This window comes from Pseudoroseicyclus tamaricis, from assembly GCF_012070395.1.
Lineage (GTDB): Bacteria > Pseudomonadota > Alphaproteobacteria > Rhodobacterales > Rhodobacteraceae > Pseudoroseicyclus_A > Pseudoroseicyclus_A tamaricis.
In genome coordinates this window covers 140,980-157,186 of record NZ_JAAFYS010000002.1, presented here as the reverse complement: position 1 = coordinate 157,186, position 16,207 = coordinate 140,980, and the positions used below count along the sequence as shown (strand labels likewise).

The window sequence follows — 16,207 nt, the reverse complement described above, 5'->3', positions numbered from 1 at the left end:
CGCCGCGCTGGCATGATGCCCCGGGGCGCAGCCACCCGGGGGGTAAGAGGCATGCTGGCATTTCTGTTCGGGCTCGTCGCGGGCTTTCTGACACCGCACGCGGAGGAGCCGCTGGCCGAGCCATTGGTGCGCGCCGCGCGCGGGCGGGTGGTGTTCCACCCCGGTGAGAAACGGCTCCTCGCCTTCATCCTCTGCCTGCTCATCGCCGCGGTCCTGCTGGCCGTCGTCAGCGAGGGCTCGCCCTTCTGGCTCGTCCTCGGCGGCGGCCTCGGCTATTTCGCCACCCGCCTCATCGCCGCGGCCAACAGCCGCTAGGTCGGGCGAGAGGTTGGCAGTCTCCGCCGGCGCCGCCATGATGGCGCGGCACGAGGAGTATTTTCATGACCAGACCCGTTTTCGCCGCCGCCGCCATCGCCGCCACCCTGGCCCTCGCCGCCCCCGCGGCCGCCGAGTGCCTGACGGATGCCGACCTGACGCGCGGCATCGTCGCCCGCTTCGAGAACGGTGACACCACGCTGATGCGCCGGATGAACGACGGCTACCTCACCATCCGCGAGGAATATTCCGACGGCAGCACCCCGATGCTCTTCCGCGCCCACCGCGGCATCTATTTCGTCGAGGAGGGCGAGGCCGCGACCGGCGGCGGCTTCGCCCCCGGCTCCGAGCTGCAGGTGATCTTCAAGACGGACCCGGCCCTCCTCCCCGACCCGCTCCCCGGCATCACCTGGGAAGGGCCGACGACCAACGTCTTTGCCGACGGCGCCACCCGGGACGAGACGGTGACGATCCGCTACAGCGACGCCCCGCCGCTCGACCTCTCCGGCTGCAGCTACGAGGCCGTGCGGGCCCACATCCGCTACGACTGGGGCGACGAGGGCGGGATGGAGCTGAGCTACCTCTACCTGCCGGAGGTGACGACGGCCGTCATCACCTCCAACCACTTCGACGGCGAGCCCCCCAACACCACCATCCCCGTGGCGCTGGAGCGCTACAGCAAATAGCCCCCTCCTCAGCCGATCAGGAAGAGCGACAGCACCGGCAGCGCGAAGAGCAGCGCCACCCGGGCCAGGTCCGCCGCCAGGAAGGGCACCATGGCCCGCCAGGTGGCCGTCAACGGCACCGTCGGGTCCAGCCGGTTGATGATGAATAGGTTCAGCCCCACCGGCGGCGTGATCAGCCCGATCTCGACGACGGAGAGGGTGAGGATGCCGAACCAGATGGCGAGGCTGCCTGCGTCCAGCCCAAGGTCCAGCTGCAGCAGCAGCGGCCAGAAGACTGGAATGGTCAGCAGGATCATGGAGAGCGAATCCATCACGCAGCCGAGCAGGAGGTAGAGCAGCAGGATCAGCGCGAGGATGACCAGCGGCGCCAGCCCGGCGCCGCTGACGACCTCCGCGAGGTGCTGGGGCAGCCGCGCGAGCGCGAGGAAGCCGTTGTAGAAACCAGCGCCGAAGACGATGAGGTAGATCATCGCGCTCACCGCCGCCGTCTCGCGCAGCGCGTCCGCCACCGCCGCCCAAGTGAGCCGGCCGGAGACGAGGGCGAAGATCCCGGTGACGATGGCCCCCACCGCCGCCGCCTCCGTCGGCGTGAAGAGGCCGCCATAGATACCGCCGACCACGAGGACGAAGAGCAGCGCCACCTGCCAGAGCCCGCCGAGGGCGCCGAGACGCTCCGCCCAGGAGCGGCGAGGCAGCACCCCCTCACCGCCGCGGATGGAGAGGCGGGCGGCGCCCATGTAGAGCACCGCCGCCAGCAGCCCGGGCACGAGGGCGGCGAGGAAGAGCTCGCCGACGTTCGCCTCCGTCAGCATCGCGTAGATGACGAGGATGACGGAGGGCGGGATGAGGATGCCGAGCGTGCCGCCCGCCGCCAGCACGGCGGTGGAAAGCCCGCCGGGGTAGCCCTGCCGCCGCAGCTCCGGCAGCGCGATCCGCCCCATCGTCGCCGCCGTCGCCAGCGAGGAGCCGCAGATCGCCCCGAACCCCGCCGAGGCGCCGATGGCCGCCAGCGCCAGCCCGCCCCGCCGGTGGCCGAGGAACGCCGCCGCCCCGTCGAAGAGCGAGCGGGAGAGGCCCGAGAGCGCCGCGAGCTGCCCCATCAGCAGGAACATGGGCACCACGGTCAGGTTGTAATTGGAGAAGGTCGAGTAGGTCTCGCTCTTCAGCCGCGCCAGCGCGATGTCGGGGCTGCCGGTGGCGACCCAGAGGCCGAAGAAGCCGCAGGCCGCCATCGCCAGCCCGATCGGCAGGCGCAGGAAGATGAGCCCCAGCAGGAGCGGCAGCGACAGGTAGCCGAGCGCCAGATCGCTCACGTGGCCCGCCCCGCGAGCCGCACCCACGAGATAAGCGCGCCGAGCACGGCCAGCACGAAACTGGCGGCATAGGGGATCCAGAGCGGCACGGCGAAGATGAAGCTCGTCTGCCCGTTGCCGAGCTTGTCCAGCGTCCCCACCCCGAGCCGCCAGGCGATGAGCGTCAGCGCCAGCGCCATGAGCAGCGCCCAGCCCCGCTCCAGCCAGAGGCGGCCGCGCATCCGCTCGGTGAAGACCTCGACCCGCGCATGGGCGCCGGCGACGTCGGCGAAGGGCAGGAAGGCGAAGACGCAGATCGCCGCGCCCATCTCCACCAACTCGTAATCGCCGCGGATCTGGCCGAAGCGGCCGAGCCAAGCCCCGAGCTCCTCCGGCATCCAGCCGGCGCCGCCGAGGTTGCCGAGCGCCCGGCCGGTGACGGAGACGCAAATGAAGAGGCCGAGGGCGACGAGCAGGCCGCCCCCCGCCAGCGCCATGGCGCGCGCCAGCGCCTCGGCCAGCCGCACGGGGCCACTGACCGGCCCTCGCACGGGCCCGCGCTCGGGCCCCGGCCCCGCGCCGCCCGCGGCGGCGGCCACCGGCGCCGCCCCGGTCTGACGCTCGGCCAACGCCCCCAGTCCCTTATTCGCCGGTTTCGTCGGCGATCAGGCGGCGGGCATCCTCCAGCAGGCCGGCGCCGTCGCGGCCCGCGTCGTCCATCTGCGCCACCCAGTCTTCCACCACCGGCGCCGCGGCCTCGTGCCACTGGGCCAGCTCCTCGCCGGAGACGGTGTGGATCTCGTTGCCGGCCTCCACCGCCAGCTCTCGCCCCGGCGCGTCGAGCGCCAGCTGTGTCGCCCCCGCCTCGCCGGAGAAGTCGAGCCCGGAATGGGCGTCGATCACCGCCTGCAGGTCTTCGGGCAGCGCGTCGTAGGCGCCCTCGTTCATGGCGAAGAGGAAGGTCGCGGCGTAGAGATAGGGGCCCTCGAACTCGGTGTGATGGTCCACCAGCTCGGCCATGTGGATGGAGGTCGTCACCTCCCACGGGATCACGGCGCCGTCGATGACACCGCGCTGCACCGCCTCGGGCACGGAGGGGACCGGCATCCCCACCGCGTTGGCACCGAGCGTGCTCAGCAGCGTTGTCACCGTGCGCGTCGGCGCCCGCATGCTCAGCCCCTCGAGGTCCGCCGGCTCATGCACCGCGGCATCGGCGTGGATCGTCCCCGGCCCGTGGACCCATAGGCCCAGCACCTTCATCCCCGCCAGCTCGCTCTCGAAGAGCCCCCGCTCCTCCGCCAGCCGCCAGAGCGCGCGGGAGGCGGGGCCGGCATCCTCGACGAAGAAGGGCAGCTCCATCACCTCCAGGGAAGGGAAGCGGCCGGGGGTGTAGCCCGGCAGCGTCCAGATGATGTCGGCCACGCCGTCCTGCACCTGGTCCACCAGCTCGGGCGGGGTGCCGCCGAGCTGCATGGAGGGGAAGTGCTGCACCTCGATGCGCCCGTCCGAGGCCTCCTCCACCCCGTCGATCCAGTCCTGCAGGATGTTGGCGGGCACGGCGGAGGTCTCTGGCAGGAACTGGTGCAGCCGCAGCGTCACCTCCTGCGCGGCCGCGGCGCTACCCGTGAGGGCGAGGGCGGCGGCAAGCGCCGTCACGTGGTAAGTCATGTCATCCTCCCTGATGATCCTGTCGCAATGGTCACCCTGAGCGGCGCCAGCCCCGGCACCTCGGCCTCCAGCACGTCGCCCGGCCCGACGGGGCCGACGCCGGCCGGCGTGCCCGTCATGATGAGGTCGCCGGCTTGAAGCGTGTAGAGCGTGGCGAGGTGGTCCATGAGCGACGGCACGTCCCAGACCATCAGCTCCAGCGGCCCTTCCTGGCGGGTCTCGCCGTTGACCTTCAGCGCGATGCGGTCCCCCTCCAGTGGCCCGGGGGTGATGGCGCCGATGATGGCGGAGCCCTCGAAATCCTTGCCCGTGGCCCACGGACGGCGGGCGGCCTTGGCGGCGTCCTGCAGGTCCCGCCGGGTCATGTCGAGCCCCACGGCATGTCCGAAGATCGCCCCGCCCTCCCCGAGCGCCACGACCAGCTCCACCTCGTGGTGCAGGTCTTTCGTGCCGGGCGGGTACGGCAAGTCTTCCCCCTCGGGCAGGAGCGCGTGGGCGGACTTGGTGAAGTAGAAGGGCGCCTCGCGGTCGACCTCACTGCCCATCTCGGCGGCATGGGCGGCGTAGTTGCGCCCGACGCAGAAGATCCGGCGCACGGGGAAGCGCTCCCCGACGTTCTCGATGGCGAGGGACGGCTGCGCCGGCGGCTCGAACACGAAGGCCATGCCTCTTCTCCCTCAGTGGCTCTCGCCGCGTCTTAGGCCAAGCGACGTCGCAAAGCCATAACCTCTGCCGTCAGCTCTCCAACCGTCGGCGGATCTGCCGGATGCTCAGCCAGACGGCGCCCACGACCAGAGGCAACAGCCCCGACATGACGAGCGGCTTCGGCAGACCGGCTTCCTCCGCCACGGGCGCCGCGAGATACCCCACGATCCCCAGCGCGTAAAACCATGAGGGCAAGGTAGATCGCCAACCCCGGCGAGGCCGCGAGCGGGAAGGGCCGCGCTTGCAGCTCGGCAGCGAGCGCGGCGCGATTGGGATGATCTTGCAATGGCAGGGGATGAGAGATGCGCGGCAGATTAGGCGCCCGCCGCGCATGTCAGAAGAATATTTTCTCGAACTCAATCGATTAGCGGCATACCGAAGTATGCCGCTAACCGATCAGAGCCCGATCACAGGATGTGGACGCCCAGCGGCGGGAAGCCGTTGAAGCAGACCGACGAGTAGGTCGTCGTGTAGGCGCCGCAGTTGCGGATCAGCACCTTGTCGCCGGACTTCAGGCTCGTCGGCAGCATGACCGGGCGCTTTTCGTAGAGCACGTCGGCGCTGTCGCAGGACGGGCCGGCGAGGATGCAGGGGCCCATGGCCTCACCATCCTTCTCGGTCAGGAACTGGTAGCGGATCGCCTCGCCCTCGGCTTCGGCCAGGCCGGAGAAGCGGCCGATAGAGAGGTAGACCCAGCGGTGCATGTCGCGGTCGGACTTGCGGGAGACGAGCATGACCTCGGCGACGATGACGCCGGCCTCGGCGACCATGCCGCGGCCCGGCTCCGCCATCACGCGGGGCACGTTCGGGAAGTAGCTCTCCACCAGCTCCATCACGCCGGCCGCGTAGGCCGCGGGGGCCTCGATCGGCTCGCCGTAGAAGGCCGGGAAGCCGCCGCCGATGTTGAGGAGGCTGAGGTCGTGCCCGTTCTCGAGCGCCGCAGCCCAGGTGCGGGAGAAGACCTTCAGCACGGGCTCCCACATCTCCGCCCGACGGGTCTGGGACCCGACGTGGAAGGAGAAGCCGACGGGCTTCAGGCCATGCTCACGGGCATGGTCCAGCAGCTCCAGCGCCATGTCGTGGTCGCAGCCGAACTTGCGCGACAGCGGCCAGTCGCCGGGGGACATCTCGACGATGAGACGGACGTAGACTTCCGCGCCCGGCGCGTTCTCGGCGACCTTTTCGATCTCCTCGGCAGAGTCGACGGCGAAGAGCGTGATGCCATGCTCATGCGCCCAGGCGATGTCGCGGGCGCGCTTGACGGTGTTGCCGAAGGAGACCTGGTGCGGCTGCGCGCCGAGCGACAGGCAGAGCTCAACCTCGCCTTTCGAGGCGGCGTCGAAGTGCGAGCCGAGGGCGATGAGCCGCTCGAGCACTTCGCGCTGCGGGTTGGCCTTCACGGCGTAGTGGATGTGGGCGCGGCCGAGGCCGGCCTTCAGCCCACGGTACTGCTCCTCGACCCGGTCGATGTCGAGGATGAGCGTGGGATGATCGCATTCGAAGTCGGCGGCGAAGGCCTCCAGACGATTGGCGACATCAAAGGAAGGCGCAACCGCGCCCGCGACATGCATGTTCATCGGTCATCTCCGACAGACGGGGGAAAACCCCCAGGTTCCAAAGGAGACGTTACCGTCGCTGCATAAACGCGTGCTTGGAGTGGCTCCGGGCAACCCGGGGTCCAGTCGTGGCCAGAGGCGCGTGCGTTGGCGTCCTGAGCGGGCATTTGGGGCCAAACCGGATTCGGATCAAGCGATTTTTTGGGCCTGCGGAAAGTTTTTTGGGGAGGGTCTCGGAAGACCGGTGTCACAGGTCGAACCGCAGTCCCACCGCCCCCGGCACGACGCGCCATGGCCGGAACCCAATGGCCGTGTAGAACCCTATCCCCAAAGCATTTTTTGCGCCGACCGTGGCATCGATCACGGCGAGGGAGACGCCCTCGGCCGCTGCCAGATTCGCAGCGAACAACGCCCGGCCGATCCCTCGCCGCCACGCGCCTGGCGCCACGTAGGTCCCGATCACGCCCCAGCCCCCTGGCACGTCATACTCATTCCCCTCGCGAACCCGCTTCAGTGACTGGAAACCGAGCAGGCCACCCGCCTCCTCCGCGACGACACAGGATAGCCGATCCCCATGATCTATATAAAAGCGGCGCAGTCGCGCCGGTGCGTTCGGGCGCCCTTCTCCCCGGGCGCGGTCGATCGCATCGCGAAGGCGCGCCATCGGCGCCTCATCCCCCGGACGCGCCTGCCTGATCTGCATGAGACCGCCCATCCACCCACCCATCCGAGAGGGCCGCAAGTTGCACCCGGCAAGGCGCCGGGGCATATGGCGAGCATGGCGCGGGTGATCCTCTTCAACAAGCCGTTCGGGGTGCTCTCGCAATTCACCGACGTGAAGAGCCCCTCGCCCCGCCCGACCCTGTCGGCCTTCATCGACGTCCCCAGCGTCTATCCCGCCGGCCGGCTCGACCGCGACTCCGAGGGGCTGATGGTGCTCACCGATGACGGCGCGCTGCAGGCACAGCTCTCGTCGCCCCGCCACAAGACCGCCAAGCGCTACCTCGCGCAGGTCGAGGGCGCGCCGGAAGAAGCGGACCTGGAGCCGCTCCGCCGCGGCATCGCACTGAAGGACGGCCCCTGCCGCCCCGCCCCCTGCCGGCTCATCGAGCCCCCTGCCCTGTGGGAGCGCGACCCGCCTGTGCGCTTCCGCAAGTCGGTGCCCGACCGTTGGCTGCAGATCGAGCTGACCGAGGGCCGCAACCGGCAGGTCCGCCGCATGTGCGCCGCGATCGGCTTTCCCGTCCTGCGGCTCGTGCGCTGGCGGCTCGGCGACTGGTCCGTCGAGGGGCTGGCGCCGGGAGAGTGGCGGGAGGCGTAGTCGAGACGCTGCGTCTTGCAGGACTACTCGCTGCCGCCGAATCGAGAAGGCCCCCCTGCGAATTATGCCGAAACGCCCGCGACTTGGCCGGCGATGGGAATGGATATCGCCGCGACGGCGCCCATTCTGGTCCTCTTCTTAATAGTTGATGCGGTAATGGATTGCGGGAAAGGCCGTCCTAGGTGGTAATCGGCGTGCCTGTTTCGATAAGGCATTGCTTTTCTGCCCTTGTCTCGCCGCAATCGGGACGCACAGAGGCCGGCACCGATGGAGCCTGTCGTGCTTGAGGATGGTCATGATGAGTTCTGTGTTTGGCACGGGCCGGATGGCCCTGAAGGCCGCTGCTGCAATACTCGTGGTGGCGGGCCTCGTGACGTCGCTGGCTCTCGCCGGCCTTCTTGCGTTCGAGACCCTTCCCGCCGTGGAATCGGTTCTCGATAACGGCGACGTTCTCCTCCTCGCCACCGCCGCGCTGCTGATTGCCGTCCCGGCGCTCGGCTTCCTGACGATCCTCGTGAATCATATCGAGACGCAGCGGCGAAACCTCGCCATGCGCGAGCAGATGTTCCAGGCCGCGCAGCGGATCGGAAAGCTGGGATACTGGCATTACGACGTGGGGAGCGACCGGCTCGTCCTCTCCGACGTCCTCCACGAGCTGCTCGGCGAGGATCATGACACGCGGCTGACGCTGCCGAACCTGCTGGAGATGCTCAGCCCGGAGGAGCGGCGGCGCTTGCGCCTCTTCCTCAGCCGGATGCTGGAGGGCGGACCCGCCGAGCATCTGGAGTTTCGCATCAATTCGGCGGCCGGCGAGGAGCGCGTCTGCTGGATCAGCGGCCAGCGCATGCTCGACAAGCAGGGCCGCCCCTTCAGCGCCTATGGCGCGGCGCAGGACATCACCGCGCAGCGCGCCATGCAGGAGGCACTGATCGAGAGCGAGGAGCATTATCGCTACGCCGTCGAGCTGAGTCCGCAGATCGCGTGGACATCCGATGCGGCCGGAAACATCCTCGAAGCCGGCCCCCGCTGGGTCGATGCCACGGGGATGGACCTTGAGGCATCCCTCGGCACGGGATGGACGAGAGCGGTCCACCCCGACGATCTGTCGCCCACGCTCGTCTCCTGGAATGCCAGCCTGCAAACCGGCGAGCCCGGCGATGTCGAGTATCGCCTGCGTCAGCCGACGGGCGAGTACCGCTGGTTCAGGTGCCGCGCCGCTCCCCGCCGGAACGAGAAAGGAGAGATCATTCGCTGGTACGGCACGCTCGACGACGTGCAGGACCGCAAGCTGAACGAGGCGGCGCTGCAGGCCAGCGAGGAACTCTCCCGCGGCATCCTCGACAACAGCCCCAACAGCATCCAGGTCTTCGATCTCGACGGCTCGGTGCGCTTCATGAACGAGCGCAGCATCGCCGAGATGAAGCTCGGCGACGCCGCCTCCCGCTACGGAGAAAGCTGGGAGCTGATCTGGCCGGCGGAGCTCGCCCCGAAGCTCTGCGCGTCGCTGAAGGTGGCGCGGACGGGGAAGACCAGCACCTTCACCGGCAGCTTCATGGCCGGCGAGGACCTCACCTGGTGGCACGTCACCGTCTCCCCCATCGCCGGGCCTGACGGCGGCCCCGACCGCCTGCTCGTCATCTCGCGTGACGATACCGATGCGCAGCGGGCGCGCGAGGAGCTCGAAGGCGCACGGACAGAGGCGGAGGACGCGGCCCGCCGCCTCGCCAACGTCCTCGCCAGCACCACCGAGAGCGTCGTCACCTTCGACAGGGATCTGAAGATCACCTTCCTCAACCCGCAGGCCCGGGAGGTCATCGGCAAGGGGCGCGACCTCATCGGCCTGACCCTCGCCGACGCCTTCCCCGGCCATCCGGGCAGCCAGCTGAGGGCGCCGCTCGAAAAGGCTCTCGCGCGGCAGAAGCCCGTCGAGTTCGAGGAATTTCTCGAGGACTACGCGATCTGGCTCAGCGGCAATGCCTACCCCTCGGCTGACGGCCTCTCGGTCTTCCTCAGGGACGTGACGGAGAGCCACCGCTCGCAGGAGCAGTTGCTCTACCTCGCCCGCCATGACCCGCTGACCGGCCTCACCAACCGCTCCGTCCTGCACGAGCAGCTCGGCCGGGCGCTGGCCACCTTCAAGCCGGAGAAGCGGACGGCCTTCCTCATCATCGATCTCGACGAGTTCAAGACGGTCAACGATTCCTTCGGCCACCCGCTCGGCGACGAGCTGCTGCGCAAGGTGGCCGCGCGGCTGAGCGAGAACGTCAAATCGGGCGATATCGTCGCGCGCCTCGGCGGCGACGAGTTCGCCATCATCGCGGAAACGAAGGGCGAGGAGGACGCAAGGGCTTTGGCCGACCGCGTGCTCGCCGCCCTGCGCCCGACCTTCGAGATCGACGGCGAGCAGGTCACCATCGGCGCCAGCGCCGGACTTGTGGTTGTCTCCGAGCCGGGGGCGGAGGTCCATTCCGTGATCCGCGACGCCGATATAGCGCTCTACCAGGCGAAGGCGGCGGGGCGCGGCATCTGCTCCATGTACGAGTGCTCGATGGGCGAGCGCGTGCGCGAGCAGCAGGAGCTCAAGCGCGATCTGGTCGGCGCCGGCGAGCGGGGGGAGCTCTTTGTCGAGTACCAGCCCTTCGTGGACCTGACGACCTCGCGCATTAGCGGCTTCGAGGCGCTGCTGCGTTGGCAGCATCCCGAGCGGGGCCGGATCTCGCCCGCCGAGTTCATCCCGGTTGCCGAGAGCACCGGCGCGATTGCCGAGATCGGGCCGTGGGTGCTGTACGAGGCCTGCCGCCAGGCAATGCAGTGGCCGGATGACGTCTCCGTCTCCGTCAACCTCTCGCCGAAGCAATTCGCCTCCGACACGCTCGTCCAGACGGTCTCCGACTGCCTGAAGAAGACGGGGCTGCCGGCGCAACGGCTTCAGCTGGAGATCACGGAGACGGTGCTGCTGGAGGAAGCGGCGGCGAATATCGAGACGCTTCACCGGCTGCGGAACCTCGGCATCTCCATCTCGATGGACGATTTCGGCACCGGCTATTCCTCGCTGAACTACCTGCGCAGCTTTCCCTTCGACAAGATCAAGATCGACCGCGCCTTCGTGGACGACCTGTCGCCGGATAACGAGGCCATCGGCGAGAGCAACTCGATCATCCGGTCGGTCGTCTGGCTGGCGGATTCGCTCGGCATCCAGATCATTGCGGAGGGCGTGGAGACGCACTTCCAAGCCAAGCTGCTGCGCGGCCTCGGCTGTCACGAGGCGCAGGGCTACCTCTTCAGCCGTCCCCAACCGGCGGAGCAGACGCGGGCACTGCTCGCCGGCTTCAACCACCTCGGCGATGGCGTGATCCCGCTCTTCCCCTGCGCGACGGGCTAGGGGGCGGATCGGTACGGTCATCGAAGGGTGGCTGGAGGACCGGCAAGGCGCGGACGTGGTGGTGCCCCCAGAGAGACTCGAACTCCCGACCCTCTGATTACAAATCAGATGCTCTACCAGCTGAGCTATAGGGGCGCCTGCCCTCCCCTAGCCGCGCGACTTGCGCCGCGCAAGTCTTCAGGTCACTCCCGCTGCGCCCGCGCCAGCAGGGCCACGGCCACCAGCCCCACCGCCGTCAGGATCAGCCCCGGGGCGGCGGCGCCGCCGATGTCCTCCAGGCTGGCCTTGGCGTGGGCGCGGGTGGCGAGCGTCTCGTAGGAGAAGGGGCGCAGGAGCAGCGTCGCCGGCAGCTCCTTCACGCAGTCGACGAAGACCAGCAGCAGCGCCGAGCCCATCGAGGCGCTGATCAGCGGCAGGTGCACGCTGCGCAGCACCTGTCCCTTGGTCCGCCCCAGCGCCCGGGCGGCCATGGGCAGCGAGGGTGGCACGCGGGCGATCGCCGCGTCCGCCGCGCCCTGCGCGATGGCGAAGAAGCGCACCGAATAGGCGAAGACCAGCGCGGCGGCGGAGCCGGTGAGGAGCAGGCCCGGATCCCTCCCCGTCAGCGCCAGCCAGCGGTCGGCGAGCCAGTTGTCGAACCCCGCCAGCGGGAAGAGGATGCCGAGCGCCAGCACGGCGCCGGGGGCGGCGTAGCCGATGGCCGTGACAGGAAGCAGCAGCACCGGCAGGCGCCGGCCCGAGAGGCGCGCGGCGTAGACGATGAAGAGCCCGGCGCTCACCGTGATCACCGCCGCCAGCCCGCCCGTCGCCAGCGAGTGCCAGAGCGCCTCCCCCAGCCCCGCCGCCGCCCAGGCTTCCGTCCCCAGCGCGTGGGAGAGGAGCACCCCCACCGGCAGCGCGAAGCCCGCCAGCATCGGCGCGAGGCAGAGCGCCGCCGCCCCCCAGCCCCGCCAGCCGGCCAGACGCTCCGGCTCCACCGGGCGGAAGGCGCGGGCGGCGCCGAAGGTGCGGGCGCGGGCACGGGAGAGCTTCTCCAGCACCACCAGCATCACGATGAGGCCCAGCGACAGGGTAGCGATCTGCGCCGCGCCGCCGAGGTTCCCCGCCTGTAGCCAGACGGAGAAGATGCCCGTTGTCAGCGTCTGCACGGCGAAGAAATCCACCGTGCCGAAATCGTTGACCACCTCCATCCCCACCACCGCCACGCCGGCGGCGACGGCGGGCCGCGCCAGCGGCAGGCCGACACGCATGAGCCGCCCCCAGGCGCCGGCGCCGAGTGCGCGCGCCACCTCGAACGTGGCGCCCGACTGCTCGCGGAAGGCGGCGCGGGCGAGGATGTAGACGTAAGGGTAGAGCGCCACGGAAAGGACAAGGATCGCCGCCCCGCGCGTGCGGATTTCGGGGAACCAGTAGTCCCGCGGGCTCTGCCAGCCGAAGAGCGCCCTGAGCCCCCGCTGCACCGGCCCGGCATATTCGAGGAAGTCGACCAGCGCGTAGGCGCCGAGATAGGCGGGCACCGCCAGAGGCATCAGCAGCGCCCATTGCAGCCAGCGCCGACCGGGGAAGCGGTAGAAGGTCACGAGCCACGCAGCCCCCGTCCCCACCGCCGCCGTCAGCAGCCCGACACCGGCGACCAGCACCAGCGTGTTGGCAAGGTAGCGCGGCAGCGTGGTGGAGAGGAGGTGCGGCCAGATATTCTCCTGCGGATGCGCCGCCAGCCAGAGGACGGAGACGACCGGCCCCAGCACCAGCGCCGCGACCAGAAGCGCGCCCGGCGTCCAGAGACCGCCCCACCGCCGGCGGGGGCCGGCCACGGGAGCTGCGGCGGGAGCGATGCTGTCTGGCATGGGCGAGGCGCTAGCCGAAACCGGTTTGCCTGTAAAGAAAGCCGCTCCTATGATCGCCGCCGCCAGCGAGGCTGGCATGGCGGGCGGGGGCCATCGCCCGAAGGCCGGCAGGAACAGGCAAGCACACATGCATATCGTCTTCCACATCGGCGCACATTGCACCGACAATGAGCGCCTTCTGCGCTGTCTGCTGCGCGACGCCTCGATGCTCGCCGAGCACAACGTCGCCGTGCCGGGGCAAGGCCGCTACCGCAAGCTCTTCCGCGACACGCTGGAGGGGCTGGGGGAGGCCGAGCCGAAGGAGGGCACGCGCGATCTGCTGCTCGACGCGGTGCTCGACGGGCGCATCGCCGAGCGGCTGGTGCTCTCCAACCCCTCCTTCCTCTGCCCGCCCAACCGGGTCTTCGAGGAGGGCCAGCTCTACGCCATGGCCGGCACGCGGGCGAAGGCGCTGGGGCAGATCTTCGCGGGCGACGAGATCACCATCTTCCTCGGCCTGCGCAACCCGGCGAGCTTCATCCCCGATGTCTATGCCCAGTCGAGCGGCATGGCCTTCCTCGATTTCATGGGCGGGACGGACCCGCGGCAGGTCCGCTGGTCGGATCTCGTCGCCCGCCTGCACGAGGCGCTGCCCCGCGCGCAGCTCGTCCTCTGGGCGAACGAGGACACGCCGCTGATCTGGGGCGACATCCTGCGCCGGATGGCCGGCACGCCCGATGCCGCCTTCGCGGGCGAGTACGACCTGATGGAGACGATCATGACCGAGGACGGGATGGGCCGCTTCCGGACCTATCTGGCGCAGCGCAACATCACCGGCACCGCCCAGCGGCGCCGCGTGATCGCCGCCTTCCTCGACAAGTACGCCGTCGAGGAGGAGGTGGTGGAGGAGGTCGACCTGCCGGGCATCGACAATGCCCTCGCGGCCGAGCTCACCTCGGCCTACGAGGCCGACTGCACCAAGATCGCCGCCATGCCCGGCGTCGACTGGATCGCCCCCTGAGGCCCGGGGGCCGGGCTTTTACCGCCCGGCCCTCCTCCGCGCTCCTCGAGGGCCCCGCCAGCAATCCTCGCCTGATGTGGGGGACCGCGCCCCCTGCCCTGCCGCCGCGCGGAGCCCCTTCCGGCCTCATGCCTCAGCCTGCACTCTGGACAAGCCGCGGCCGAGGCCCGAGGAATGGCGCCATGCAGGCAAATTTCCTCGACACCCCATTCCCGCCTCCGGCGCCGCCGGAGGGTGACATCACCGGCCCCCACCGGTTCTTCAACCGCGAGCTGAGCTGGCTGGGCTTCAACTGGCGCGTGCTGTCGGAGGCGGAGAACGATCGGGTGCCGCTGATGGAGCGGCTGCGCTTCCTGTCGATCTCCGCCACCAACCTCGACGAGTTCTACACCGTTCGGGTCGCCGGCCTGCGCGAGCTGGCCCAGGCCGGCACCGCCGCGCCGGCGGTGGACGGGCTGACTCCGGCCGAGCAGCTGCGGCTGATCGATGACGACGCCCGCGCGCTGATGGATCGCCAGCAGGAGGTCTTCCGCAGCCTGACGGCGCAGATGGAGGCGGAAGGCATCCACCTCCTCACCCGCGACGAGGTGCAGGAGAGCGACATGCCCTTCCTCGCCCGGCGCTTCATGGCTCAGGTCTTCCCCGTCGTGTCGCCGCTGGCCATCGACCCGGCCCACCCCTTCCCCTTCATCCCCAACGAGGGCCTCGCCCTCGCGGTGGAGCTGGAGCGCAAGCAGGACCGGCGGCCGCTGCGCGTCCTGCTGCCCGTGCCCGGCCAGATCGACCGCTTCGTGCGGCTGGAGGAGGCGGAGGGGGAGACGCGCCAGCGCTACCTGCCGCTGGAAGAGCTGCTCCTCCTGCACATCGAGGTCATGTTCCCCGGCCACAAGATGCGCGGCCACTGCGCCTTCCGTGTCCTCCGCGACAGCGACCTCGAGGTCGAGGAGGAGGCGGAGGATCTCGTCCGCGAGTTCGAGGTGGCGCTGAAGCGCCGCCGCCGGGGTGAGGTCGTGCGGATGAAGATCTCCGCCGGCGCGCCGCGGGCGCTGAAGGCGATGATCATGGAGGAGCTGCCCATCCAGGAGGCGGAGGTGATCGACGTCGAGGGGGTCATCGGCATCGCCGACCTCACCGAGCTGGTCAATGATGCCCGGCCCGAGCTGCTCTGGCCGCCCTTCACACCGCGCATCCCCGAGCGGGTGCAGGATCACGACGGCGACATGTTCGCCGCGATCCGCCAGAAGGACATGCTGCTCCACCACCCCTACGAGACGTTCGACAGCGTCATCCGCTTCCTGCAGCAGGCGGCGCGCGACCCCGACGTGGTGGCGATCAAGCAGACGCTCTACCGGACCTCGCGCAACTCGCCCATCGTCGAGGCGCTCTGCGAGGCGGCGGAAGACGGCAAGTCGGTGACGGCGCTGGTGGAGCTGAAGGCGCGCTTCGACGAGGCGGCCAACATCCGCCAGTCGCGCCGGCTGGAGCGGGCCGGGGCGCATGTCGTCTACGGCTTCACGCAGCTGAAGACGCACGCCAAGATCAGCCTCGTGGTGCGGCGCGAGGGCGACCGGCTGGTCACCTATTCCCACTGGGGGACGGGCAATTACCACCCGATCACGGCGCGCATCTACACCGACCTCTCCCTCTTCACCTGCGACGAGGGGCTGGGGCGCGATGCGGCGAAGGTCTTCAACTATGTCGGCGGCTATGCCGAGCCACAGGGGCTGGAGAACATCTCGCTCTCGCCGCTGGGCATGAAGGAGACGCTGATCGACCTCATCGAGGCGGAGGCGAGCCACGCCCGCGCCGGCCGGCCGGCGCAGATCTGGGCGAAGATGAACGCGCTGATCGAGCCGGAGGTGATCGACGCGCTCTACGCCGCCAGCCAAGCGGGGGTGGAGGTGGATCTCGTCATCCGCGGCATCTGCGGGCTCAGGCCAGGGATCGAGGGGCTGTCGGAGCGGATCAGGGTCAAGAGCATCATCGGGCGGTTCCTGGAGCACAGCCGCATCGTCTGCTTCGGCGGCGGGCGGGGGCTGCCCTCGGCGCGGGCGCGGGTGTTCTTCTCCTCCGCCGACTGGATGGGGCGGAACCTCAACCGCCGGGTGGAATCGCTGGTGGAGGTGCTCAACCCGACGGTGCGCGCGCAGATCATGGACCAGATCATGGCCGCCAACCTCGCCGACGTGGCGCAAAGCTGGGTGATGCGGCCCGATGGCACCTTCGTGCGGGCGGAGCAGCCGGAGGACGGGCGGGCCTTCTCCTGCCACCGCTTCTTCATGCAGAACCCGTCGCTCTCCGGGCGCGGCTCGGCGGGGGCCGATGACGTGCCGAAGCTCACGCATAGCCACGACTGAGTGGGCGGCGCTCGCCGCTCCCTTGCGGGCGCGTCTCGCCGAGCGGAGGCGGGAGGGGCCCGTCTGCCTGCATCGGCT

At 69.7% G+C, this 16,207-nt stretch carries 14 protein-coding genes and 1 tRNA gene; 6 read left to right on the top strand and 9 right to left on the bottom strand.

What is annotated here, in order from left to right:
* The first annotated feature begins 51 nt into the window (after nucleotides 1–51).
* Both GY170_RS07080 and GY170_RS07075 read left to right on the top strand, forming a co-directional pair.
* A complete protein-coding gene (locus GY170_RS07080; protein ID WP_163891485.1) occupies nucleotides 52–315 on the top strand; it encodes a hypothetical protein in 264 nt (87 codons plus the stop codon).
* A gap of 65 nt (nucleotides 316–380) precedes the next feature.
* A complete protein-coding gene (locus GY170_RS07075; protein ID WP_163891483.1) occupies nucleotides 381–1,001 on the top strand; it encodes a hypothetical protein in 621 nt (206 codons plus the stop codon).
* Between the two features lie 8 nt (nucleotides 1,002–1,009).
* Here the strand turns inward: GY170_RS07075 and GY170_RS07070 are convergent, their stop codons facing one another.
* The 7 genes from GY170_RS07070 to GY170_RS07040 all read right to left on the bottom strand — a co-directional run bounded on the left by GY170_RS07070 (nucleotide 1,010) and on the right by GY170_RS07040 (nucleotide 6,925).
* Nucleotides 1,010–2,314 (bottom strand): TRAP transporter large permease, encoded by a 1,305-nt coding sequence (locus GY170_RS07070; RefSeq protein ID WP_163891481.1) that lies wholly within the window; start codon nucleotides 2,312–2,314, stop codon nucleotides 1,010–1,012.
* Nucleotides 2,311–2,922, bottom strand: coding sequence for a TRAP transporter small permease subunit (locus GY170_RS07065; RefSeq protein WP_163891479.1), 612 nt, complete (start codon nucleotides 2,920–2,922; stop codon nucleotides 2,311–2,313). Before GY170_RS07065 ends, GY170_RS07070 begins: the two co-directional genes overlap by 4 nt.
* Nucleotides 2,923–2,935: 13 nt before the next feature.
* Nucleotides 2,936–3,961 (bottom strand): TRAP transporter substrate-binding protein, encoded by a 1,026-nt coding sequence (locus tag GY170_RS07060; RefSeq protein WP_163891477.1) that lies wholly within the window; start codon nucleotides 3,959–3,961, stop codon nucleotides 2,936–2,938.
* Nucleotides 3,958–4,626 carry a fumarylacetoacetate hydrolase family protein gene (locus GY170_RS07055; protein ID WP_163891475.1) on the bottom strand — a complete coding sequence of 223 codons (669 nt, stop codon included), beginning with the start codon at nucleotides 4,624–4,626 and terminating at the stop codon, nucleotides 3,958–3,960. The genes GY170_RS07060 and GY170_RS07055 overlap by 4 nt, the downstream gene beginning before the upstream one ends.
* 70 nt (nucleotides 4,627–4,696) lie before the next feature.
* Nucleotides 4,697–4,861, bottom strand: a complete 165-nt coding sequence (locus GY170_RS07050; RefSeq protein ID WP_163891473.1) for a DUF3422 family protein — start codon at nucleotides 4,859–4,861, stop codon at nucleotides 4,697–4,699.
* 212 nt (nucleotides 4,862–5,073) lie between these two features.
* On the bottom strand, nucleotides 5,074–6,243 hold the full coding sequence (locus GY170_RS07045) for a type III PLP-dependent enzyme (protein ID WP_163891471.1): 1,170 nt from the start codon (nucleotides 6,241–6,243) through the stop codon (nucleotides 5,074–5,076).
* A 226-nt stretch (nucleotides 6,244–6,469) separates the two neighbouring features.
* Nucleotides 6,470–6,925: a GNAT family N-acetyltransferase gene (locus GY170_RS07040; RefSeq protein WP_235924077.1), complete on the bottom strand. Its 456-nt coding sequence runs from the start codon at nucleotides 6,923–6,925 to the stop codon at nucleotides 6,470–6,472.
* A gap of 75 nt (nucleotides 6,926–7,000) precedes the next feature.
* On the opposite strand from GY170_RS07040, the gene GY170_RS07035 reads away from it, so the two are divergent.
* Both GY170_RS07035 and GY170_RS07030 read left to right on the top strand, forming a co-directional pair.
* Entirely contained in the window at nucleotides 7,001–7,543 is a 543-nt protein-coding gene (locus GY170_RS07035; RefSeq protein ID WP_163893742.1) for a pseudouridine synthase, read from the top strand.
* A gap of 298 nt (nucleotides 7,544–7,841) precedes the next feature.
* Complete coding sequence (locus tag GY170_RS07030) at nucleotides 7,842–10,925, top strand: EAL domain-containing protein (RefSeq protein WP_163891469.1); 3,084 nt, start codon at nucleotides 7,842–7,844, stop codon at nucleotides 10,923–10,925.
* 59 nt (nucleotides 10,926–10,984) lie between these two features.
* Here GY170_RS07030 and GY170_RS07025 read toward each other — a convergent pair.
* Together GY170_RS07025 and GY170_RS07020 are read right to left on the bottom strand one after the other, a co-directional pair.
* Nucleotides 10,985–11,060, bottom strand: a tRNA-Thr gene (locus GY170_RS07025).
* 47 nt (nucleotides 11,061–11,107) lie between these two features.
* The gene (locus tag GY170_RS07020; RefSeq protein WP_163891467.1) at nucleotides 11,108–12,772 is read right to left on the bottom strand and encodes an ABC transporter permease; all 1,665 of its coding nucleotides are present in this window, start codon (nucleotides 12,770–12,772) and stop codon (nucleotides 11,108–11,110) included.
* 127 nt (nucleotides 12,773–12,899) lie between these two features.
* On the opposite strand from GY170_RS07020, the gene GY170_RS07015 reads away from it, so the two are divergent.
* Both GY170_RS07015 and GY170_RS07010 read left to right on the top strand, forming a co-directional pair.
* Nucleotides 12,900–13,772 carry a hypothetical protein gene (locus tag GY170_RS07015; RefSeq protein WP_163891465.1) on the top strand — a complete coding sequence of 291 codons (873 nt, stop codon included), beginning with the start codon at nucleotides 12,900–12,902 and terminating at the stop codon, nucleotides 13,770–13,772.
* Nucleotides 13,773–13,954: 182 nt separating this feature from the next.
* Nucleotides 13,955–16,129, top strand: coding sequence for an RNA degradosome polyphosphate kinase (locus GY170_RS07010; protein ID WP_163891463.1), 2,175 nt, complete (start codon nucleotides 13,955–13,957; stop codon nucleotides 16,127–16,129).
* The last annotated feature ends 78 nt before the right edge of the window (nucleotides 16,130–16,207 follow it).

Excerpts from the sequence above, each read along its gene's own strand:
- GY170_RS07080 (WP_163891485.1), top strand. The coding sequence starts at position 52 with ATGCTGGCATTTCTGTTCGGGCTCGTCGCGGGCTTTCTGACACCGCAC.
- GY170_RS07075 (WP_163891483.1), top strand. The coding sequence starts at position 381 with ATGACCAGACCCGTTTTCGCCGCCGCCGCCATCGCCGCCACCCTGGCC.
- GY170_RS07060 (WP_163891477.1), bottom strand. The coding sequence starts at position 3,961 with ATGACTTACCACGTGACGGCGCTTGCCGCCGCCCTCGCCCTCACGGGT.
- GY170_RS07055 (WP_163891475.1), bottom strand. The coding sequence starts at position 4,626 with ATGGCCTTCGTGTTCGAGCCGCCGGCGCAGCCGTCCCTCGCCATCGAG.
- GY170_RS07045 (WP_163891471.1), bottom strand. The coding sequence starts at position 6,243 with ATGAACATGCATGTCGCGGGCGCGGTTGCGCCTTCCTTTGATGTCGCC.
- GY170_RS07040 (WP_235924077.1), bottom strand. The coding sequence starts at position 6,925 with ATGCAGATCAGGCAGGCGCGTCCGGGGGATGAGGCGCCGATGGCGCGC.
- GY170_RS07035 (WP_163893742.1), top strand. The coding sequence starts at position 7,001 with ATGGCGCGGGTGATCCTCTTCAACAAGCCGTTCGGGGTGCTCTCGCAA.
- GY170_RS07030 (WP_163891469.1), top strand. The coding sequence starts at position 7,842 with ATGAGTTCTGTGTTTGGCACGGGCCGGATGGCCCTGAAGGCCGCTGCT.
- GY170_RS07020 (WP_163891467.1), bottom strand. The coding sequence starts at position 12,772 with ATGCCAGACAGCATCGCTCCCGCCGCAGCTCCCGTGGCCGGCCCCCGC.
- GY170_RS07015 (WP_163891465.1), top strand. The coding sequence starts at position 12,900 with ATGCATATCGTCTTCCACATCGGCGCACATTGCACCGACAATGAGCGC.
- GY170_RS07010 (WP_163891463.1), top strand. The coding sequence starts at position 13,955 with ATGCAGGCAAATTTCCTCGACACCCCATTCCCGCCTCCGGCGCCGCCG.